The organism is Spongiimicrobium salis, assembly GCF_043678055.1.
Classification (GTDB): domain Bacteria; phylum Bacteroidota; class Bacteroidia; order Flavobacteriales; family Flavobacteriaceae; genus Spongiimicrobium; species Spongiimicrobium salis.
On the sequence record NZ_JBHEQA010000004.1, the window covers coordinates 110,921 to 133,419 of the forward strand.

The following is a 22,499-nucleotide window of genomic DNA, read 5'->3' on the forward strand; positions in this document are numbered from 1 at the left end:
GAAAGGCTTTTTTATTTCTCTTATAAAACATAATGTGAAACAGATAGTTCAGAGACCATAGGTATCTTTAAATCATTACCTCCTATTCTTCCTTTCCCATCTTCTAAATTTCCCTTACGATTTACGATGTACCATACCTTTGGTTGAAACTATGATTTTAAAATCCAACTACCGGCCCCCCTTCCTAAAGTATTTGTAATATAATTGTCAAATTGTTCTGAGAATGCTAAAAAACTTACCGTTCTACTCAACCCTTTGGTCTCAAAAGTGTTCCTATTTTTGACATTCCCTTCGTCAAAATTATAATTCTTTTCTTTTAAATAGGATATGACATCATTCTTTGCTTCACTCTCAAATATTGTATGTAAACGATTGAATAAATAGGGTAAATATTTTTCTTTTTCGCTAATCGAGCAATGTTCGATTATGCCAATTATTATAGTTAAATAGCTCATTCTATTAGAATCAAAACGCCTTTTAAATGAAGCCCTTTGAATGAATTCCATAACTTGTTTTACTGATTTCATACTGATCAAACCTCCTAGCATAGCAGCTATTTCCAGATCATGCTCTCCTTTTTCAGTGTACGTATCAAAAATTATCCAATGGTCATGAACATTTTTTACGATGTTTTCCCTATTTATTGTTTTCAATCGCAACCAATGGGAAAACGAACAGTTTATCAAATTTGCGCGCGCCAAACTATCTGGACTTCGTGTAGGATCATCCAAAATACTTATATTTTCTTCCAAACCGCACCACATCATTTGCGCAATCATTGGAGATGGGCTTAGATTAGAAAATACCCCTGATAAACCAATCAAATAACCACAATTTTTAGCGATAACCGAGGAGAATTGATCTGTTATCCATTCGTTTAGTTTTTCTGATCCAGAATTAAAAGGAACCATTTGGTCCAATTCTCTACCATACAGATGAAGTTTTTTACAAACAGATTCCGACTTCAAACCATTACTGTCCACTTTTGCAGAGTCATCCCAGATTTTCAACATGTCAAGAATCAAGGCGTCTATTCTCGTTATTAGATCGCATTTTTTTGCATTGTCTCTCACATATGCAATAAAACGTTCATTGTAATCGAATTCGCAAAAGCCACTTATATTAGTTTCTGCTAAATTTCTAATTAAATCGTGTACACAACAAATATGTCCCTCTAAATTTCTATCATTAGGTTTTTCAACTACCCTAACAAAACCACGTCCTATAAGATCGTCCAACGCCCTTTTGTACGGTTTTTCGGATTTTAATACCGCTTTCAGCGAGGATAGTGTCATCCCAACATTTGAAACTTTAGATAAAATAAAAATTATTTCCTTTTTCAAGCTATCAATGCTGTCTTTAGCAACCCAAATTTTAAACAACTCTTTGGATAATTCCTCATGAGTAAAATCTCTCCCGATTAATTGAAAAACATCTTTATTATGTTCGTAGTCCAGCACTCTGTAGTTGTTGATCTGACTTAATGCCATATCCTTTACGATCTGCATAAAAATTGGAATACCACGACAAATTTCATATATGGCTTTTTTATCATTCAGTCCAATGTACTTCGAATCAATGTCTTTTAACAATTGTAATCCCTCGGATTCGGTCATTTTGTCTATGGTAAACGCCTGTTTATACCCCATAGAACTTAAAATAAAATCGTAGCAGGTGGGTTCCGAAGAGGTCAAGATAATATGATTAAAATTGACATAATTATTGTTAAGCCAATTTTCCTTAATTACTAAATGCGAACAGGAAGCTCCATCAATTACCAGTAGTTCAGCTTGCGAATTGGCCATGATCTTTTCCTCAAATAATGACTCATCCCTAACCCATCTACAATCTATCCAAACAAAATCCATCTCAGTTTGTTCGCATACATTTTTAACAATGCTGGTTTTTCCTATACCACTTACGCCTTGGACAAAGAGAATATTGGTATCCGCTATATTTTGATATAAAAAGTTATTGATATGAGCAAAATACTTTGGCCTTATAACATGATCTTTATTGGTCCCCGTAAAGTCATTTTGAAATAGCTTTTCAGATTTATAATAATGAGGGCTCAGGTGCTTTTTTATTTCATCTGATGTTACTAGATGGAACGTTCCGGCTTCATCAGCCATTTTAACGATACCAATAAAAAGTTCTCTGTGGTTATCTTTCACATAAACCGGACTTCCACTATATCCTTTGCTTACAAACTCTTTTTCTTTCCTTAAGGTATGGGAAACATCACCTATTTGTACAGTGGTATCAACAATCTCATTGCACTGCACCAAATAATCTTGAATATAATCCGCTATAATTGCTTTTTTAGATTTCAATCTATATCCATTAATATGCGCATCTATATAAACTTTACATTCTTTATTTTTATTGATTAATTTTGAAAAACTAGATACTAGTATCGGTAAATGATGCTCAGTGGATTTTAAATGATCCAGAGGTTCATTAAGTTCATAGATGATAAAGTCTCTTTCTTTTATCACCTTTTCTTTACAATTTTCATCTTCACCCTCTGGTATTAGGGTAATTGGAGGGTAATTTGAATTTGGTATTTGAAGGACTGTTTCACTCCTTTCCTTTTTAATGTGACTAATAACATGATAAGAAGTAATTATTATTTTGTTGTTGACAAGAACTCCGCAACCACGATGCACCCCCCTATCATTGATCAACCTAACAAAATGTCTGTTATTGTGATTCATTTGAGGTCCATGTTAGCTTCACTTTAAAATTAGCCTCCTGTGCAATTGAGGCAATAACAACATTGGCATTCGTATTGAATTTGATTCCAAATTCAATCTCTGTTTTGTCCGGTTTAATGTCGTTTAATTTTTCAGAGATAAGCTTGCCTACGTACTTTACGGAGTCAAGAGATTCTTCTATTTTCTTTTTGGTTGCCTTATAAACTTTGGATTCCTTAAAGGCAACATCTTCAAATGCCCCATCTTGACTATTCTCGGATAAAGCATCCTTAATCTCCAAATACATGAGGCTTTCACCTAAATTAATTTCAATTACATCATTTTTATTCATAAATAATAAGCTTTACTTTTTTAAAAGTTTAAGAAATTCGAAATATTAATATATAGTCATTCTTGGGGATAAGAACATTTAGTATACAAAACTTGACAAAATCTGTAAATCCAATATTCAAAGGCCTTTATTGAACCAACAGTATCGGAATCTTAAAATAGCCAAGAAGTACAGATTTACTCTAATTATATAAAAATCAATCCAATAACTTCTTAAAGGTAATAAAATTCCTATACAGCTAAATTATTTTTTTAGTAGGCAATCGTATTCTCTCCAGAATCCCGGGACATCTCTTTTCTGACCGTGACTTGCAAAGGTTTTTGTGTGGACAGCATTATCACTTTCTACAAATTGTAAAATTGGGATGCAATTTTTCAACGCATTTTTGAGGCTGCTCAATTACATGAGAATACTGCTATCTCTCTCCAAAATCCCGTAAAATTTGGGTAGCTTCTACTTTTTTCTTCTATCTCCTCCTTCCCATAAAAAAGCACCCTCTCGGGTGCGTTGATACAGTAGAACAAAGAAATCTAAGACTATGGGCATCCTTAAACCGTTACCTCCCTATTCTCCCTTTCTCATCTTCTAAACTTCCTTTGCGCTTACGTGCTTTCTTTACCTCCGAGTTTCCAAAACTATATTGTACATAAAAATTCACATTACGGCTATCACTTCCCCCGCGACCATCGATAGATAGATCGCCAAACTGTGTGGTCCCATTCCAAGGAATCGTGAAGAGCGCATCATTTACGCTAATCTTTCCTGTCCATTGTTTCCAACTCTTCTGAATGCCCAGATTCAGCGATCCTAAACTCTTTATTTCGTAAGTACCTCCCCATATGGATGGACTGCTATACCATCCACTGACTTCCAATTTGAAATCTTTAGGCAATAGAATGGTGTTCTGTGCATAAAATCCAAAGGTCTCTTGTGAGGTGGAAATAAAGGCATTATCCGTTGCGATGAATCTATTATAGGTTCCATATACATTGGCATAGACGCTCCACCAATTATTTACTTTAAAAGGATAGGATACACTGATATTATACACTTCTTGATCGGCAACATTACGTGTACTCAAAAAGTTTCTGGTATCCCCAATAGCTTCTGTGACCTGGGCAAAGAAGTCGCTGATATACGAATAGCTAAAACTTGTGTTCAAGGTATACTTATAGGTATGGGACAATTTTAAATTATTGGTGTATTGGGGCTGTAAAAATGGATTTCCGCGTCTAAAGCTCAATTCATCGATCTGGTATTCAAAAGGATTCAAATCTTGATAGTTGGGCCGTTGGATTCTTCGGCTATAGGTCAAGGCAAGGGAGTTATTTCTATTGGCCGCATAGGTCAATCCTGCCGAAGGAAATAGGTCGGTATACGTTCTGCTTACCGATTGATTATTGGTTTCCCTTTCTGCAATGAGATCCCCGTCAGAATCGGTAGTTTCCACACGTAATCCTCCTTGGAATTTCCATTTACCACTGCCAAAGTTGTATTTTGCATAGCCCGCATAGATCTTTTCATCATAGATAAATTCATTACTGCGATCAAGGTTTAATACATTTTCTCCATTAGTGGTATTAAAGAAGTCAAAAATATTATCGGTACGCACTTTGGAAGCCTTTAGACCAGTTTCAAAAGTTCCCTTTCCAAGGCTCTGTTGGTAATCTGCCTTAGCGGCATAAATATCAATGGTAACAGGAGTGTCCTGTAAGGTAATATTTTCATTCAATACCTCCCCTGAAGGTGCTAGATAAAAATTAGGTTGGTTGTTGATTCGATCGCGGGTATACCGCCCATAGTCCACATCGGCACTGAACATGATTCCGGTAGTATCCTGATAACGATAGTTGAGATTTACCCCTATATTTACCGTACTGTTCTCCGCACTATTTGGGGCACTTAAAATACTATCCACAACTCCTGTGGTACGGTCAATAATAGGAGTTCTGCTATTGGAAGTACTCTCGGTATCATTCAAATTTGTGGTAATCACTCCCCCAATGGTACTCTTCTTATTTAGATAGTGATCGGCACCAAAACGTATATTATTGGAAAAACCATCAAATTCAGAGGCTGTTCGAGAATCAAAAATAGTATTTCCCTGAATTCGGAAAAGATCAATAAAACTGGTGGAACGCCCCAGATAGTTGGAATAGGTGCCATATATATTCCATTTTTTTAGTCGGCTCGTAAAGGAAACGGTATTGTTGGTTCGCAGATATTCCCCAACGGTCACCGTACTAGAAACACTCCCTCTAGTACCCAATCCTTTCTCTCTCTTTAAACGGATATTGATAATTCCTGCATTTCCAGCAGCATCATATCTGGCAGAAGGTTGTGTAATGATCTCTATACTTTCAATGGTATCTGCTTGCAAAGCCTGTAAATAGGCCGTAAGATCATCTCCCTGTAAAAAACTTTGACGTCCATCTATATAGATCAACACTCCTGCTTTCCCTTCTACGATCACATTATTGTTATTATCCAAACGTACCCCTGGAGCTTTTCGCAACAACTCAATCCCATTATTACCGGCACTACTTACCGTACTCGCTACATTAAAAACGGTTTTATCAGGTTGTACCTGAATGATGGGTTTTTGGGCCACTACAGTGACATTATCCAAGGATTCGATGGCCAATTCCATTTGAATTACAGGTAATGCAAGCGGCCTTCTTGTTATCGTAATAGCTTTTTCAACAGTTTTATATCCTACAAAAGATACTACTAGCGTATACGAATTCGGAGAAAGGTCTTGTATTTTAAAAGTACCTTGTTCATCTGTAATGGCAGCTTTCACAAGATTGCCTTCCGGTGTATTTACAATAACATTTACATAAGGTAAAGGCTCTTTAGTTTCTGAAATCACCGTTCCAGTGAGCGTTTGGGCTCCTACCTGTGGTGCTCTCTGTTGCGCCCTTGCAGTAGACAGGTTGGCGAAAGTAGATACTAGTATAAGTAATGCGATAAAGAGTGTTTTAGTATTCATGATTTCTATTTGTTTGGTACAAATATGAAACACCCGATATCCATTAAAAACAAAGAACTGACGAGATGCCATATAGCTAGACGAATTGACTCAGGGCCATTCATCTGTCTATAGGACAACTCGTCGAAAGTTGTGCTGTTCCTCCATAAAATAAAGATAGTTTTGAGTATCTTTTAATAATCTATAAAGGAAATCCATCATGAAAAAAAGTATTTTCCGCATACGCGTTTCTGAAGTCCTAGCCGTTATTGGCGTCTATCTTGCACTTTCCTTTTTTTATCATGTTACCCTATATTATAATAGAGGAGGGCAAAATAATCCTTCAGATACCCTATGGAGTTTAGATGATTGGTACTTTACAAAAGGGCTACAATATACCTTAATGCTTATCGCTACTGCTATTGTTTGGTTCATCATTTTTAGAATATGTCGTACTTGGCCGCTAAAATATAGATTACTCCTCCATTTCTTAGGGCTTCCGTTTTTTGTTTTATTTGCGAAAACACTCTTCTACAAAGCTTGTGAATTCCTAGGCTATGGACATTTAGATGGAAATGCACAAATATGGGACATCTACATCCCCGCACTGTTTTATTTAATTCAGTTTGCCGTATTCCATGCCTATGAACACTATATCATTAATCAACGACGATTGCAATATGAAATAGAGCTTAAAAATGCCGCGCTCAAAAGTGAATTGAGCGCGATCAAAGCACAATTGAATCCGCACTTCTTATACAATGTGTTTAATACGATCAATGCTAGTGTTCCCAGGGAAATGGAAGAAACCCGGGAGATGATCGCGGAGCTTTCAGATCTGTTTAGATACCAGCTAAAAGCTAGTCGTGAAGATTTGGTGACGCTAAAAGAAGAGTTGGAATTTGTCAATACGTATTTAAAATTGGAGCAGCAGCGTTTTGAAGATCGACTGTCCATTAACATTTCTGTGCCTAATGAATTGCTTTCCCGAAAAATACCTCCCATGATTTTACAACCTTTGGTCGAAAATTCTGTTAAACATGGAATTTCTCCGCTCGTAAAAGGTGGACATATTGATATTATCGTTCAAGAAAAAGAGGATAAGTTGGTCTTTGAAATTAATGATACCGGTATTGGTGTAGAAGATAAGGAAGCCATTTTCAATTTAGGTGTTGGCTTAAGCAATACCCAGAAACGTTTACAAAAAATGTATCAATCTACATTGCAGCTAACCGATAATTTCCCTAGTGGACTCAAAGTACAATTTGAGCTATAAAAGAACGAATACATGAAAAAAGTAGTCATAGTAGATGATGAAAAATCCGGGCGCGCACTTATCAAAGAATATTTAGAAAATCACAACGAATTAATTCTTGTAGGGGAAGCCAACAATGGTGTAGATGCCATTAAGATCATCAATGAATTCAGACCGGACCTGGTTTTTATGGACATCCAAATGCCAGGTTTGACAGGCTTTGATGTATTGGAACATTTAGAAGAACTCCCCACTATTATTTTTAGTACGGCCTACGACAAGTATGCATTACAGGCCTTTGAAGTACATGCCGTAGATTACTTGTTAAAACCATATACGAGAGAGCGTTTTGACAAGGCAATTTCCAAACTTAAAGAAAATTCCCCACAACATATTGTTCCACTGGCCGATCAGCATATCATGTCAAAAACCGAATATCCCGATCGTATTATTGTAGAAAAAGGCACTAAATATGCAACACTTGCCACCAAAGATATTTACCATATAGAAGCCTATGGTGATTATTCCAAAATCTATGATCAAAAGGAAACCTATATCAGTAATCGAGGGATTAGTCAATTGGAAGAAAAACTAAATCCTAAACAGTTCTTACGCATTCACCGCAGTAGTATTGTAAGTTTACCAGCCATTAAAGAAATATCCAAGTATGGAAAAAGTTATTTGTTAGTGCTTAAAAATGATGCCAAAGTAAAAGTAAGTCGCGGATATGCCGATAAAATTAAGGAGTTGATCTTATAAACAACGGGATCAAAATTTGATGCTGAGTGAAGTTCAAGGTAGCCCCATTTCCGAAACCAAGCAGCTCCCCGATTTCTCAAGGAGCATTTTTCTTTTGGCTTCTATTGACATTTAAAGGAAATAAGAACAATATTAATCTTAAAGTCCTAATACAAATGCTCTGATCTTCTCTCCGATCACATCCGGATGATCTTCTTGGATAAAGTGTACGCCCTTACCAACGTTCACCGCCTCTAAATTGGGGATATGCGCTATAATCCAGTTTCTGACAGGTTCCGGCATAAAGGCTCCGGGTTCTGCATAAAAGAACAATTTTGGCAGGGAAGATTGCTCTAAGGCTTCTCGGTATGTTTTTACAATGGAAGCGGTCAATTCCGGTTTTCCGTGCAAAGGCACTTGGGATACAAATTTCCAAATGGGTTTTCTACTTTCTGTAGTTTCAAAGGGGGCTTTGTACGCTTCAAGTTCTTCTGATGTCAAATCTCTGGAAACCCAAGTAGGCAATACCTCATTTAAAAAAATATTGTTTTCCGCAATCATTTTATAGCCCTCGGGACCGCGGAGCTTATTGAAAAATTCAATATTTTCTTGAGGAAAAAATGTTCCAATATCCTGGATGATTCCTTCCATAAAGACAATGGCTTTTACATTATCCTGATGTTGCGAGAAATAATGGAACCCAAGTCCGGAACCCCAATCGTGCAAGACCAAGATAATATCCTTAAGTTTCATTTGTTCAATGAGTTTTTCAATATAGGCATACTGCTCTAGAAACGTATAATCTATAGCAGGTTTATCGGACTTCCCCATTCCAATAAGATCGGGAACTACGATGTGATGCCCCAATTCTTGTAGATAAGGGGTAATATTTCGCCACAAAAAACTATGGGATGGATTTCCATGTAAAAATACTATTGGATTTCCCGTTGCTTCCTGCCCGTATTCCAATACATGCATCTTACTGCCATATATCTCGTAATAGTTTGAATGGACTTCTTGTATATTTTTTGTCATCTTACTTGGAGTGATTTTGTCTTTCAAAAGTAAAATGATTAGACATATTAAAAAAATGAATTAATTTTATATTTTTCATAAAATTTTTGAATAATGAATGTTTCGCTACGCCATTTAAAATTGGTGAATGTCATTGTAAAAGAGGGCTCCCTGACCAAAGCAGCGGAAAAGCTATTTCTTTCCCAACCCGCTTTAAGTCATCAACTCAAAAATTTGGAAGCCGATATTGGACTAAAAGTGTTCCATCGTTTAAACAAAAAGCTCGTCCTTACCGAAGCAGGACAGCTTCTTTTTTCACAATCCGAAAAAATGCTGACCTCCTTATCCCAACTCCATTCAGAATTGAATGTATTGAAACAGGAGGGACGGAAGGAAATCAGGGTGACCACCGAATGTTATACCTGTTATCACTGGCTTCCCAATGTTGTCCAGGAATTCAGAAAAACACACCCTAAGATCCATGTCCAGATTGTCATTGAAGCTACAAAAGCCCCTCTAGATTACCTTAAGGAGGGGAAAATCGATTTAGCTGTAATGAGTAGCATCATCGATCATCCCGCTATTCATTTCCAACCCCTATTGTCCGACGAAATGGTCGTGGTTTTGGCGAAAGAAAATACCTTGGCCAGCTTAGAAAAAATAGCTCTAAGTGACCTAGCCCATCAGCATTTAATGCTGTATGATATTCCAGAAGAAAAAAACTATGTACTCACCCATATTTTAGGCCAAAATATAGGGGCAGTTGGTAGTATTCAAAAAGTACAGCTGACCGAAGCGATCATTCAATTGGTCAGTGCCAATTTAGGAATTTCCGTTATGGCAAAATGGGCTGTAACGCCTTTCCTTCATCATACGGATCTGGTTGTCCTTCCTTTACAAACTAATCTTGGAAAAAGAGACTGGTACGTGGCGAGCTTACATGAAACCTCCGAAATAGAACGTTCCTTCATCAAGGAAATCAAAAGAGAATTCAAAAAAAATAAAGCCATTTTCAAAATAAAGAAGGAAGGTACATAACCTTCCCTCGTCTCTTTCTATGGTGGTTTATGCAAACAAGTTTTCATCTGCAGATGAAACATAAGTGGCCGGAACTTTTAGATCATTCAATCGTAGGTTAACGCCCATTTGTGCTCTATGATGTACGGTATGATTTAATACCAAATTTCGTATGGCCTGATGCTTTTCTATCGTAAAAAAAGTAAAATCCCCATTTTTCATCGTCCATGGCTCCTGTAATATCGTATCATCCGCTTTCTCTAAAGCCTCAATAGCTGCGGTAACGTATTCCTGATATTGCACCACAAGTGCTTCTTTGGTTTCCATTGCTGCGGGAGGGGTATAGGCGGCCCAATCAAATTCGGATCCCTCTAGTATAGGTACTACCCAACTTGGTATAAGGAGCATGTGGTTCGCGAGATCTAACACAGTCTTGGATTTTTGATGGGGACTAAAATCCAATATCTCATTTTTAATTTCTCCAAGTACACGGAGCGTAGTAGCCGCCTCGGCCTTAAACTCCTGTAAAAGTAATGCTGTTAGATTCATAGTTTTTTTGATTAAAGTGTTGTATTAAAATTGTTTTTATCTTTATTTTAAAGCCCTTACTGTTTATAGGCTTTCAATACATGGGAAACCATTTTTCCAAAATTAGTCCCATTGCGTTGCTTTACGTTTGCCCTAAAAATTTCCTCAAAAGCCCTTTGTTTTTCCTTGGAAAGGGTCTTTAATTTTAGCCCTACCGGGGTAGCGTGAACGAATAGTATAGCTTCTTCCAGACCGCCTTTCAAACAAAGTTCCAAGCGCTGTTCTTCTATTTCAATTTTCTGAAAGCCTGCTTTTACACACAGCGCTTTTAATTCCTCTTTTGGCATATGATCAAAAGGCAGCCGCATCATTTGGGATAGTTCCGGTTCATTAATAGCCTCCAATGTTTCGCACAGAGTGCCCATAATCTCGCATTCGCTCACAGGAAGCCAAGTAGAAACAATCCATTTCCCTCCTGTATTCAACGTTCTATATACCTCTTGGGCGGCAGCAAGTTTATCTGGGAAAAATTGAAGTCCCTGCTGACACACCACAATATCCAAGGTATTGTCCTCAATAGGAATAGCTTCTGCCGGGGCATGAATAAATTCAATGGCATCATCACATCCCAATTCCTCAAATTTAGCCCTGTTGATTGCCAGCATTTCTTCATTGAGATCCAGTGCAAACACCTTTCCTTTGCAGGTTACCCTATTCAGAAGGTGCTTGGTAACGGCTCCAGTACCACAGGCCAAGTCCAACACATATCTGCTGGACCAAGCTTCATTTTCTTCCATAAGGCGTTTGGTCCAAGGTTCAAAAAGTAAAGGAACCAACACCTCATCGTAGGCCATGGCTATCTTCTGATCTGCAAAATCAAAATTCATATCATTCATTGTCGCCATACATTATATTATTTAGTCCAAGGCTAATTTTTCCCTCCAATGGGCATCTTTATTATGATTTTGATTCCAATAATCCGTTTTAATGGTCTTCAATAATTCAGCTTTTGAAGTCTGCATTTTCTTTTCGGCCCCATAACCACTGTAATGGGTATCTTCCCATCCCAATATGGTATGGGGAAAAGCAGTGGTATATCGTATGCTGAGCTTTCGCTCCAATTCCGGGTAATTCAAAATATATGTGGAGATTCCATCTTGACTTTTTTCTTGGGCGATAACTGTGTCAAAGGCCTTTGGCTCGCGATTTCGCAAACGCAAGAAAAACATCGATGGAATGAGGCGTTGCTTCCCTATTGGCAGCAATTCAGGATTTAAGCGAATCAACGACCATAGGTCATCTTCTAAAATTTCCTTTTTAAGCACCTTATTTTTAAAGGTAAAACCTTCAAAATAAGAGTTGAAATCGAAAATAAAATTATCCTCATTTTTCATTTCAAGATAGGTTGCCCCGCACCATTCTTGTAAAGAAGAGGCTATTTTCAATGAAGCATTTCCATTTTCCACGGGGAAAAAAGTACTGTTCATCATGGAATAGGGATAAATACCTGTGTTAAACTTTAGAGTCTTGTTTAATTTCAGTACGGAAATATTTTCCAGACGGCTAAAATCTGCCTTTGTATTGGATGCTGTGGAAAACGGTTCGGTCACATAGACCAAAACCGCAGTTCCCTTATGGGTCTCTCCATATCTCGCTTGTGTCAATGTGTAGCTAGAAAGCTCCGCTTTGCCGTCATACCAAAACTTTTTGGCTTCCTGCGTTACCGTTCTTTTTTCCTCTGCCACTTTAGCTACAGGATTCTCTTTGGGATACCGTGCCTTCTTGGGAGTACTGCTAAAGGATGAAATAAAACCAACACATAGCATCACTCCGATCAGCAAGAAGCCCGAAAACATTACTTTGTTTTTTTTCATATTACTTGATCTTCCCTTTGAATGTATAATGAATGGCATCTTGGCCTTCTTTGGTCCACACATAGTTTCCCGCTATGGAATTTCCATTTTTTTCACCCTTCCATACCATTTTACCGTGTTCTTTGCTCAGCATGGTACAGCTAAATTCTTGAAGCCCCTTAGCATTGGTCTTAGTGGTGTATGTGGCTTTTTTAAAACCATGCTGTACACAGATAGATCCTTCCACTTCGGTGGCCGTAAATATTAAATCTTCGGCATTGTCAAATTTGTCCCCGATATAATTATCGATTCGAAATGTTTTTCCAGCAAAGGAATTCCCTTTCTGTTCTTGGGCAATACTCTCAAAGAGCAACAGCAATACTGTTACACCGAGTAAAATGTATTTTTTCATTTTGTTATTTTTTATCTGATTCTTGTTGCATTCTAGCCCATTCGACCTCTGCTTTCTTCTTTAAATTTTCCCGATCCGCCTTCCAGTTTTCCAATTGATCGGGACAGAATAGATAGAGGGCTCCCCCATCAATGAGGAAATCTTCAGGGTCAATATCATATTTGCCATCGTACATAGCGATTCCAATGGCACAAAACCCTCCAAATTTGGGCAAGTACTGCTGCGGATTCTTTTGGAATAGTGCTCTATTTTCGGCACTACTAAAGTGATAGTACACATCCTCCACTTTTGCACTCAGCACCGAGGTTCCCTGTATGGCCCTCCCTTGGAAATAGGCCACAAGATCATAACCATGTACCGCTACTTTTTTATGGTTCACTTGTTGTCCCCGTATACTGAGTGATCCCAGTAAAATTCCGAATACGAGCAGATACCTCTTCATAATACCAATACTTAAGATCATCAACCTCCATGGACGAAGGTTGATGGTCAGTGCACGTATCATTTGCTATTCTTGAGGGTTTTCCAATTTGCATTTGCTTTCTTGATCAATGCTTTTTCATCTTTCACCCATGGATCTTTCCCATTGAAAATAGCGCCTTTGTAGGGGCCATTGTAAAAAAGATAGAGTTTCCCATCGGTGATTTGAAAAGTTTCAGGGTCTACAGGGAATTTAGCATTGGAAGTAGCTACCGCCGTGGCACAGAACCCTCCCATTTCCGGCATGTATTTTGAAGGATTTGCCTTAAACAATTTTTGGTTTTCCACACTGCTAAAATAATAGTGTATCCCATCGACTTCAACGGAGAGTTTGTCCGAACCTTGAATGGCCTGATTTTTTGTAAAATACCCTACAAGGTCATACCCTTCAAGAGCTACGGATTTCGTATTTACGCTTTGCGCAAAACTCATTGTCGACATCAGCACGCTTAGTGCAAGAACTAATTTTTTCATGATTTTCTTTTTTTAATTTCATTTTCGGATTTTCATAACCCGCTATATGGCAAAGATATAGGTGTCTAACGGCCGCTGAAATGGATAAAAAGGAACTTGACTTGTACTATTTCCCAAATAGGTTTACTGTGGCGTATGAAAAGGTCTGATCTCTAAATTTACCGGATGAAAAGATTCCGAAGATTTCAGGCAGTATAGGATACTGTCAGCCACATCATGGGGATTCATCATTGTAGTACTGGCCTTGTAATTTCTAAAATCGTCAAAGAAATTGGTTGCAATAGACCCAGGCAATATGCAACTTACTTTTATACCATGCGGACGTAATTCTTTATACAGGGATTCCGACATTCCCTTTACGGCAAATTTTGTCCCATTATAGACCGACATATTCTCGACCCCACTGATTCCGGCTATGGATGAAATATTGATAATATGACCCTTTTTTGCCTTCTTCATTAGAGGCACCGCGCATTTTGTTAGGTAAAAGATCCCAAAAACATTAGTCTCGAACATCTGTCTCATCAGGCCAGAATCCGTTTCTTCTATCTTAAAATAACTCCCAAAACCCGCATTATTGACAATAATATCTATGGAATCGTGTTTTTCAATCACTTTAGTAAAGGCCGTCTTTACGGCTTCTTCGTTTCCAATATCCAAACAATGGCCCGTAAAATTTGGATGATCAATTTTTGTTTCATTTCTACTAAAACCAACGACCTTGGCCCCTTCCTCAAGAAGTTGTTGTACAAGTATCAATCCCAATCCTTTGCTGGAACCTGTTATTATGGCTACTTTGTCTTTCATATTCATGTTTTTTCATTATGTGATTTATAATCTTATCTCCATGGTCCTTTGAATTTTCAATAAACCATTGACGGGTATTTAGTCCTCCGATAACCACTCCTGCCAAGAAAACATTGGGCGATGTAGTTTCCATCGTACTTGTATCGTATTTGGGATAGCCAGAAATAGCATCAATTTCTATCCCTAGTTTTTCTGAGAGTGTGAAATTGGGATGATAGCCGGTCATGGCATATACAAAATCGTTTTCCAAAGCAATGCGTTCTCCATTTTTTTGGAACACAAGTTGCCTTTCCTGGATTTCAAGGACGGTGGCTCTGTAATGTACTTTAATGCTTCCTTCTGCTATCCTTCCTTCAATATCTGGCCGGATCCAATATTTCACATGCTGACTTATTTCCTTCCCGCGAATCAGCAGTGTTACCTCCGCACCTTTGCGATATGCTTCCAAAGCCACATCGATTGCCGAGTTAGATCCTCCTATAACGGCGACTTTCTGGCCAAATAAATGATGTGCAGTGGTAAAATAATGGCTTACTTTAGGCAGTTCTTCCCCCGGAACCTGTAGTCTTACCGGGGTATCGTAAAAACCAGTGGCATTTACGATATAATTGCAGCTATAGCTTTCTTTAGTAGTCATTAACTTGAAGCTCATCTGCCCATCTACATCCCGGAATCTTTCAACGGATTCGAAGCTTTCATAGAGTCCTAAACTCAAATCATAATGTTGGGCCACCCTTCTATAATATTCCAAGCCTTCCTGCTTTGTTGGCCGAACTGAAAGTGACGTAAAGGGAAGGTTTCCTATTTCCAATTTTTCCGAACTGGAAAAAAAAGTCATGTCCGTAGGAAAATGGTAAAGGGAGTTTACCAGCGCACCCTTGTCAATAATTTTATAGGAAATGCCCGCTTTTTGAGCAGCGATCCCTACGCTAAGGCCAATAGGTCCCGCGCCAATAACCAGTAGCTTATAATGAGTCATTTGCATTGTTTTATGCAAACCTACAGACGATCATTGTTTTAGGGGTAGGACAGATAACACCTTGTATGGTGCTTTTGGGAATTTACAGCAATTCTGCGTATTCTTTGGGGCTATGGGAGGTTTCTTTGCGGAAAAACCGACTAAAATAAGCCGGATCTTCAAACCCTAGCTTAAAGCCGATTTCTTTAATGGAAAGTTCTTTGGTATACAGTTCCCTTTTGGCTTCTACAATCAATTTTTCCTTGATCAATTCACTTACTGTTCTCCCCAACTCCTTTTTTACCGCTTTGTTCAGGCCTTTGGGCGAAATATTTAATTCATCCGCATAAAACTGTACATTGTGTTGGCGTTCGTACTCCCTATCCAACAAATTTTGGAAATCCGTCACCACTGCAGATAATGCGGTCAAATCTACTTCTCCAAATTGCTTTAATTTAATTTTTGATGAAGAGAGCAAGAGGGTTTTTAATTGTGAAACAATAATTTCATCGTGAAAATCATTAGCTTCTTCCAATTCATTATGCATGGCCGTTATAAGATATTCCACCTTTCTTTTTTCCGAAGCATTCAAGGGAATGTACGGAGGTTTTGTAGTATTAAAAATTACCGCATCACAAAAGGTTTCACTTCTATTCAGTTTAATACAGAAGAAATCATTGGAAAAGCACACGGTTTTTCCGTGCAATTCATTCGACTCTTTTTCGACACTTAACAGTTGATTTTCCGATACAAAAATTAAGGCAGGTCCGCTCACGCTGTAATTCGAAAAATCGATTTTAAATTTTCCGCTTCCAGAAGCCACATAGATCATGCGGTATATTCGATCTCGCGAGTCCAGATAGTTAATATCGTTTTCTATTCTAAAGTCCGTGTTTTTCATGAGGCGGTAGGGTGAATACGGTATTTTTTTATTTAGGCAATACTATCGCTATTTCCTTACATAAAGATATCATGTATCTCTTATATCTTACGTTAATTTTTATTTTTTTACCGTAAAAATCCATCAATTTCACAATTCAGTTGAAACTGATGGATGCTATAGGATTGATACAGCGTGTATGCCAGGCTCCCTAGTTTTCCTTAAATCGCTTAGAAAATATTTTACTTACAATTTTCCATTCCCCATCTATTTTCAGCAGATTCATATAATCAATATAGGTGAAAGTGGGGTATTCCAGTTCTATCCTTGCATTGGCTGCATTCCCCGAAATACTGATGTCATGGATCCTATTCACCCTTTTGATCAGCGTTCCTTTCACCATTCTTTCTTTAAAAAATTCCAAAGCCTTTACTTCGGTGTATGTATCTGCTACAAATTTCATGGTAGCTGTAGGGTGAAACGCTTTTTTCAATATTTCAAAATCATTGTGTTTTCCACCTTCCATATAGTAGGTCAAGGTTTTTTCTATCAATTCCCTTTCGGATAGCTGCGCTGCTGTATTTGTGGTATATGACATAACTAAAATGGTTAAAATGATACATGCTTTCATGGATACTAGGAGGCATAAGATTGTACTACAGGACGCGAAGGATCTTGTTTCCATACCGAAAAAGATCCGTCGAAAAGACTTGATCCCACTCCCAAACTGGCCAAAGCCAGCATAGCCACAGTACCAGAATATCCAGCACCGCAAGAAGCTATAATATCATCGGTACGCCAACCTGGAACAATTACATCAAAGAAGGCCTGTAGTGCCTCTTTTCCTTGGAAAAGCCCAGTTTCTTTATCTACGATCACATTATAGGCCGCGCTGATCGCACCCGGGATATGACCTGATCGGGGATCTTCGGGTTTTCCTTGGTAACCCACTATGCCCCTACCATCCAAAACCTGGGCGTGCTCCCTTTGAATCATAAAATCGTCTAAGGAAACGCGTAAAAAGGTCTGACATTTAGGCTCAAAAGACCCTGGTTTCACTTCTGGAACCGAAGCCGTAGTGTTATACCCTTGCCCTTTCCAATGTTTCAGGCCACCATTGAGCACACGAACGTTTTCAAATCCCCAATACCGCATGGCCCACCATATCCGACCTGCGAACATATGAAAATCATCATCATATAGAATTACGGTATCCCCCTGCTCAATGCCCAAATTTTTAAAGGATTCTTGAGCTTCTTCCTTAGAAGATACTTGTGCCAAACTGGGAGGAACCCCTTGTTCTATAAATTCTTTCCTCCAATCTAAAAAGACTGCAGTGGGAATATGCGCTTCCAAATACGCTCCATAGAGGGACCTAGGGTTTGTTCCCCAAGTACCTCGTACATCAAAGACTTTAACCCCTGATTCCCTGAGCATCCCATGGAGCTCTTGGGCAGTGATAAAAGGATTACTATACTTCCCACTCTTTTCCATAGTACATTATATTTTATTCTGGTTTGTATACCTCTACTTCAATCTCGATCAAGAACTCTGGCATGGCCAACGTTTTTACACCAAGCCATGTTGATTTTGGATAACGGTTCTCCTTATAAAGGGATTTACGATATTCCAGGTTTTCAAAAAACTGGGGCATATCCGTAGTAAATATATTTTCCACGATAATATCGTCAAAAGTACAGCCATAATGGTCCAGCATTTTTTTGATATCTGCATAACAATTCTTCATTTGCTGTGCATAATCCCCAACAGCCGTAGGTGTCCCCGTCTCATCCATGCTCACTGCTCCGGAAGCTTTGATTAAATTCCCCACTTTTACCGCGAAGGAATATCCGAAACCATTTTCCGTGTCCGCAGATCGCAACTGGAAATATTCCGGTTCTTGCATCGTTATTGTTTCTCTTGACATCTTAAATTCTTGTTTTGTTTGTTTTATATTCTTTGACTCTTCAAAATTATCGGAATACCGCATCCTAAAGAATGGACAAAAGGATACTTGCATGGTACAATTGAGAATCTAGATACAAAAAAAGGACCTCTCAAATTATGGTTCAAGGACATCGCATTGCTTTTGAAATAGGTATTTGATTGCTTTTATAAACATCTTATTTTGATGCTAAAACAATAGATTAACAGAACATTAGCCTTTTAAATCCATAAAAAAATGTAGTTTATACCAAAATACCATCAAATCAATATGTCTGCATTAAATACACTTCTTTGTGGGGTAGTGCCATTCTTTTTTTATTGCTCCGTTCAGGGGCAAAAAGATTTGTCCAGCTATAAGGGTATATATGGGGATTGGATGCCCAATGGCGAAGCTTTGATCACTTCCTTGGAGTTAAAAGATAATGGACGTTTCATATTGCGAACTGTAGACCCCATTTATCCACAGACCCATACTTCATATACCAACCAAGGGCAATGGATTTCAAAAGGAAAAAAAGAAATTGTATTGAACCCCCACCTGAAGAAGCGCGAACCTCAGTTGACCTTAAAACAGCGACATATTGGGTTACAGGATTCCATTGAAATTAAAATCAATCATTATGTTGCGTTATATAAAAACCAACAATTCGTAGCGAATAAAGAGACGCCATTTGATGTGCTCACGTTGTTTTTTAACAAAAAACGGAACTATGTACACCTCACCCGGACAAATGCTGACGAACGGAGTTGCGCATGGGCACCAAAAATCCGAAATAACATTGCTATAGATAGCAGCAATCGGTTTCGTATCCCCAAAAAGGACTTGCATACCCTTGGCGTATTTACTTATGGCTTTAGGCGTTATGAGCCACTAAAGGTTACGGATAAAAAGGCAGATTATTTTGAAATAGACATTGTTCTTTCCATGGACGTGGAAAGAATGCCCAGAAATAAAAGCGTTATCATAAAAGGAAATCGAGCGTATTTCTACGAACGCCATGGAAAAGTTGCCCTTTCGGCCCTTCCCTTACGCAAAAAAAGAAATTGAAACCGTAGTTGACCCTGCTTTTTAGTAAGACAGCTCTACCAAACTGCCATTTTATTGGATATTTCTTAAATAAACCCTCCTCTTCTCTATTAGAAAAATGTTAAATAATATGATTCATTTTATAATAACTAAGCAATCACTTAGTTTTGTATTATATCAAAGGATATGGCGCGAAAAAAAGAATATGACGAAGCGGTAGTGCTGGAAAAGGCAATGACCCTTTTTTGGAGAAATGGTTATGAGGCCACTTCGGTTCGTATGCTTGAAAAGGAAATGGGAATCAATCAATTCTCCATGTATTCCAGCTTTAAGAGCAAGAACGGTGTTTTTTTGGAGAGCATTAAGGTGTATCGGGAAAAACTCCGAGAGATTACCGATGTGTTGGTCGCTTCCAATAATGGGGTAGAAGGAATACAAGAATACTTCTATAACTTTATTGATTTTTCTAGAAAAAACGAGAAGCAATGTGGTTGTTTGATCACCAATACCGCTAACGAAATCGGAGAAGAAACGGACCCTGCCATTAAGAAAGAAGTACTAAGTTTCATGACTCAAATTAGAAGTCTGTTTTTAGATAATTTAAGACAAGACACTTCCAAAAATGAAGCATTACTGGAAAAGCAGGCCAATTACTTAATTATCTCAATAGCCGGATTGGCCAATGCCACAAAAATGTTCAACCAAGAGCAATTGCATGATTACATTACATTAATATTTAAAAACATATAATTTTTTTATTTCATATCTAAGCAATTGCTTAGATATAATTATTTCATTAACATCATTACTAATAACAATTTAAAATTATGAGTACATTTAAAATTCACACGGTAGAAACAGCTCCGGAAGGGAGCAAAGCGTCCTTGGAAAATTCAATACAAAGTTTTGGGATGCTGCCCAACCTTCATGGGGTTTTATCCGAATCCCCACAGGTTCTTGAGGCCTACAAAAACCTGCATACGCTTTTTCAAGACACTTCTTTCAATGCCGAAGAACTTACGGTAGTTTGGCAAACCATTAATGTAGAACACGGATGTCATTATTGCGTACCTGCGCATACTGCTATCGCCCATATGATGAAGGTAGATGCGGAATTGATCGACGCCTTAAGAAATGGCACTCCCCTAGCCAATGAAAAACTGCAGGTATTGCATACGACCACACTTAGTATGGTGAGAAATAGAGGACATATTTCGGCATCGGAACTAGAAGCTTTTTATGCTGCCGGATACGAGCAACGTCATGTGCTTGAAATTATCCTGGGACTATCTCAAAAAGTAATCAGCAATTATGTCAATCACATTGCAAGCACTCCTGTGGATGCACCTTTTGAAAAATTTGCCTGGCAAAAAGAAAATGCGGGTGCCCACTAATTTCTGATGACATTCTAAATATACTTTACAAAGGGAATTGGAGTTTTTCTTCAATTCCCTTTTTTACTATTTGAGCCGCTCCCTTCTTTATTCTTTTTCCCGCTAAAAAATAGTTTTTCGTCCCTGTTCATGTAACCTTCTGAAAATAATGAAGTAAGCCTTATGTAAACACTTCATAAAAAAGGTCATGAAAAATACAAAATGCATACTGCTTTTACTTTTGTTGTTCACTATGGGCAATATGCTCGCTCAGTCTCAACAGCCAAGAACCATAGAAGAAAAACTTCAGTATTTTTTGCAAATTGCGGATGCCGTTCGCGTACAAGCCAATATTCCCGGGGTAGGGATTTCTATAGTCTATGACAACGAAATACTGTACACCGGCGGTTTGGGGGTTCGGGACCGGACCAAAAATCTTCCCGTTACTGAAAATACGGTATTCAGTATTGGGTCTAACACCAAGGCTTTTACGGGACTTTTGTCCACAAAACTGGTCACAAGAAAAATGTTGGATTGGAATACTCCACTCAAATCCTATATTCCCGAACTTGAATTAAAAGAACCTTATGTCACCGATCATGTGACTATGGCAGATGCTTTACGGCATAGAACAGGTCTGGGACGCCAGGATAATGTTTGGAAATATAAAAACCTAAGCAGAGGGCAGCTATTAAAATCGCTTAAGACCTTAGACTTTGCACATGGCTTCCGGGAAACCTATGATTATAATAACTTCATGTATGTTGTTGCCGGCATTGCCCAGGAAAGGATTACAGGAAAATCCTGGGAAACTTTGATCAGGGAAGAAATATTTAGTCCGCTGAAAATGAAGAACTCTTATACCACTGATCAAGAGTTTTGGCAAGCCAAAGAAAGAGCGCTTGGTTATCAAAAAGATGGATCTACTCTGGCCACACCGGTGCATCTAAGCGGGATAGCGCCTTCAGGGGCCATAAGTTCCACACCAAAAGATATGGCCAAGTGGTTGCAAATGCTGGTGGATGGCGGGCGCTTTGATGGGAAAGAATATTTAACTCCGGAAGAATACAACTATATGTTGACCCCACATGAGGATATTAGTATCCGTAATGGAAACGAACTCTGGTTCTATTATACCGGCTTGGGAGGTTTTTCCAAAAATGGGAAACGAAATGTAGGAGCCGAGGGGTCCATAGACGGACAAAACTCCAGACTTTCCATGCTATTGGATGATGGTTTTGGAATTTTTATCATGACCAATCAAGTCTCTGACTATAAACGGTTGCTCACCACCTATGCCGAAAATATTTTCGTAAAAAATGACTACAACAGGAATTGGGAATGGGAAAAAATACTGGCAGGCAGCCCCGATTTTAAAAAGTTTAAGCACTATTTATTGGAAGCTGGTATTGACAAGGCCCGTGGTTTTCATCAATCGCTTCCGGAAAAACACTTTGAAACGCAAATGAATTATTTGGGATATGAGCTACTACGGGACAATAAATTGGATAAGGCTCTTTTTGTTTTTACCTTAAATACCCTAGACAACCCCAAATCGTCGAATGCATTTGATAGTTTGGGTGAAGCTTATTTCATGGCTAAGGACTATCCCAAGGCCATACAAAATTATCAGAAGTCCTTAGATCTGGATGCTACGAACAACAACGCCAAAATGATGCTGCAGAAAATCCGGAAACAAGACAAAAAAGAACATTAG

Annotated in this window: 23 protein-coding genes; 7 read left to right on the forward strand and 16 right to left on the reverse strand. The window is 38.3% G+C overall.

The features are described 5' to 3' along the window. Window positions 1-149: 149 nt before the first annotated feature. The 3 genes from ACEXOE_RS17710 to ACEXOE_RS17720 all read right to left on the reverse strand — a co-directional run bounded on the left by ACEXOE_RS17710 (window position 150) and on the right by ACEXOE_RS17720 (window position 6,040). Window positions 150-2,717: a hypothetical protein gene (locus ACEXOE_RS17710; protein ID WP_394750181.1), complete on the reverse strand. Its 2,568-nt coding sequence runs from the start codon at window positions 2,715-2,717 to the stop codon at window positions 150-152. After that, window positions 2,704-3,048 carry a CU044_2847 family protein gene (locus ACEXOE_RS17715; protein ID WP_394750182.1) on the reverse strand — a complete coding sequence of 115 codons (345 nt, stop codon included), beginning with the start codon at window positions 3,046-3,048 and terminating at the stop codon, window positions 2,704-2,706. The genes ACEXOE_RS17710 and ACEXOE_RS17715 overlap by 14 nt, the downstream gene beginning before the upstream one ends. Window positions 3,049-3,604: 556 nt before the next feature. Next, window positions 3,605-6,040, reverse strand: coding sequence for a TonB-dependent receptor domain-containing protein (locus ACEXOE_RS17720; RefSeq protein WP_394750183.1), 2,436 nt, complete (start codon window positions 6,038-6,040; stop codon window positions 3,605-3,607). A 199-nt stretch (window positions 6,041-6,239) separates the two neighbouring features. Here ACEXOE_RS17720 and ACEXOE_RS17725 point away from each other — a divergent pair, with 199 nt between their 5' ends. Together ACEXOE_RS17725 and ACEXOE_RS17730 are read left to right on the forward strand one after the other, a co-directional pair. Further along, window positions 6,240-7,295, forward strand: coding sequence for a sensor histidine kinase (locus ACEXOE_RS17725; RefSeq protein ID WP_394750184.1), 1,056 nt, complete (start codon window positions 6,240-6,242; stop codon window positions 7,293-7,295). Between the two features lie 12 nt (window positions 7,296-7,307). After that, entirely contained in the window at window positions 7,308-8,033 is a 726-nt protein-coding gene (locus ACEXOE_RS17730) for a LytR/AlgR family response regulator transcription factor (RefSeq protein ID WP_394750185.1), read from the forward strand. A gap of 138 nt (window positions 8,034-8,171) precedes the next feature. Here the strand turns inward: ACEXOE_RS17730 and ACEXOE_RS17735 are convergent, their stop codons facing one another. After that, a complete protein-coding gene (locus ACEXOE_RS17735) occupies window positions 8,172-9,047 on the reverse strand; it encodes a haloalkane dehalogenase (RefSeq protein ID WP_394750186.1) in 876 nt (291 codons plus the stop codon). Window positions 9,048-9,140: 93 nt separating this feature from the next. On the opposite strand from ACEXOE_RS17735, the gene ACEXOE_RS17740 reads away from it, so the two are divergent. Then, a complete protein-coding gene (locus tag ACEXOE_RS17740; RefSeq protein WP_394750187.1) occupies window positions 9,141-10,064 on the forward strand; it encodes a LysR family transcriptional regulator in 924 nt (307 codons plus the stop codon). 27 nt (window positions 10,065-10,091) lie between these two features. Here ACEXOE_RS17740 and ACEXOE_RS17745 read toward each other — a convergent pair whose 3' ends face one another. From ACEXOE_RS17745 to ACEXOE_RS17800, 12 genes are all read right to left on the reverse strand, one after another. After that, a complete protein-coding gene (locus ACEXOE_RS17745; RefSeq protein ID WP_394750188.1) occupies window positions 10,092-10,592 on the reverse strand; it encodes a DinB family protein in 501 nt (166 codons plus the stop codon). A gap of 56 nt (window positions 10,593-10,648) precedes the next feature. Next, complete coding sequence (locus ACEXOE_RS17750) at window positions 10,649-11,476, reverse strand: class I SAM-dependent methyltransferase (RefSeq protein WP_394750189.1); 828 nt, start codon at window positions 11,474-11,476, stop codon at window positions 10,649-10,651. A gap of 12 nt (window positions 11,477-11,488) precedes the next feature. After that, on the reverse strand, window positions 11,489-12,445 hold the full coding sequence (locus tag ACEXOE_RS17755; protein WP_394750190.1) for a septum formation inhibitor Maf: 957 nt from the start codon (window positions 12,443-12,445) through the stop codon (window positions 11,489-11,491). Between the two features lies 1 nt (window position 12,446). Then, the gene (locus tag ACEXOE_RS17760; RefSeq protein WP_394750191.1) at window positions 12,447-12,836 is read right to left on the reverse strand and encodes a hypothetical protein; all 390 of its coding nucleotides are present in this window, start codon (window positions 12,834-12,836) and stop codon (window positions 12,447-12,449) included. Window positions 12,837-12,840: 4 nt separating this feature from the next. Then, window positions 12,841-13,341: a YHS domain-containing (seleno)protein gene (locus tag ACEXOE_RS17765; protein ID WP_394750192.1), complete on the reverse strand. Its 501-nt coding sequence runs from the start codon at window positions 13,339-13,341 to the stop codon at window positions 12,841-12,843. Next, window positions 13,338-13,790: a YHS domain-containing (seleno)protein gene (locus ACEXOE_RS17770; RefSeq protein WP_394750193.1), complete on the reverse strand. Its 453-nt coding sequence runs from the start codon at window positions 13,788-13,790 to the stop codon at window positions 13,338-13,340. Before ACEXOE_RS17770 ends, ACEXOE_RS17765 begins: the two co-directional genes overlap by 4 nt. Window positions 13,791-13,913: 123 nt before the next feature. Then, the gene (locus tag ACEXOE_RS17775; protein WP_394750194.1) at window positions 13,914-14,597 is read right to left on the reverse strand and encodes an SDR family oxidoreductase; all 684 of its coding nucleotides are present in this window, start codon (window positions 14,595-14,597) and stop codon (window positions 13,914-13,916) included. Continuing rightward, on the reverse strand, window positions 14,524-15,576 hold the full coding sequence (locus tag ACEXOE_RS17780) for a YpdA family putative bacillithiol disulfide reductase (RefSeq protein ID WP_394750195.1): 1,053 nt from the start codon (window positions 15,574-15,576) through the stop codon (window positions 14,524-14,526). The genes ACEXOE_RS17775 and ACEXOE_RS17780 overlap by 74 nt, the downstream gene beginning before the upstream one ends. Window positions 15,577-15,658: 82 nt before the next feature. Then, entirely contained in the window at window positions 15,659-16,456 is a 798-nt protein-coding gene (locus ACEXOE_RS17785; RefSeq protein ID WP_394750196.1) for an AraC family transcriptional regulator, read from the reverse strand. Between the two features lie 190 nt (window positions 16,457-16,646). After that, entirely contained in the window at window positions 16,647-17,033 is a 387-nt protein-coding gene (locus ACEXOE_RS17790; protein ID WP_394750197.1) for a nuclear transport factor 2 family protein, read from the reverse strand. A 38-nt stretch (window positions 17,034-17,071) separates the two neighbouring features. Next, window positions 17,072-17,929: a sulfurtransferase gene (locus ACEXOE_RS17795; protein ID WP_394750198.1), complete on the reverse strand. Its 858-nt coding sequence runs from the start codon at window positions 17,927-17,929 to the stop codon at window positions 17,072-17,074. A gap of 13 nt (window positions 17,930-17,942) precedes the next feature. Continuing rightward, window positions 17,943-18,362, reverse strand: a complete 420-nt coding sequence (locus ACEXOE_RS17800) for a RidA family protein (RefSeq protein ID WP_394750199.1) — start codon at window positions 18,360-18,362, stop codon at window positions 17,943-17,945. 288 nt (window positions 18,363-18,650) lie between these two features. On the opposite strand from ACEXOE_RS17800, the gene ACEXOE_RS17805 reads away from it, so the two are divergent. The 4 genes from ACEXOE_RS17805 to ACEXOE_RS17820 all read left to right on the forward strand — a co-directional run bounded on the left by ACEXOE_RS17805 (window position 18,651) and on the right by ACEXOE_RS17820 (window position 22,499). Next, window positions 18,651-19,430 (forward strand): hypothetical protein, encoded by a 780-nt coding sequence (locus ACEXOE_RS17805; protein ID WP_394750200.1) that lies wholly within the window; start codon window positions 18,651-18,653, stop codon window positions 19,428-19,430. Window positions 19,431-19,595: 165 nt separating this feature from the next. After that, window positions 19,596-20,159, forward strand: a complete 564-nt coding sequence (locus tag ACEXOE_RS17810; RefSeq protein WP_394750201.1) for a TetR/AcrR family transcriptional regulator — start codon at window positions 19,596-19,598, stop codon at window positions 20,157-20,159. 77 nt (window positions 20,160-20,236) lie between these two features. Further along, on the forward strand, window positions 20,237-20,803 hold the full coding sequence (locus ACEXOE_RS17815; protein WP_394750202.1) for a carboxymuconolactone decarboxylase family protein: 567 nt from the start codon (window positions 20,237-20,239) through the stop codon (window positions 20,801-20,803). A gap of 187 nt (window positions 20,804-20,990) precedes the next feature. Then, window positions 20,991-22,499: a serine hydrolase gene (locus ACEXOE_RS17820; RefSeq protein WP_394750203.1), complete on the forward strand. Its 1,509-nt coding sequence runs from the start codon at window positions 20,991-20,993 to the stop codon at window positions 22,497-22,499.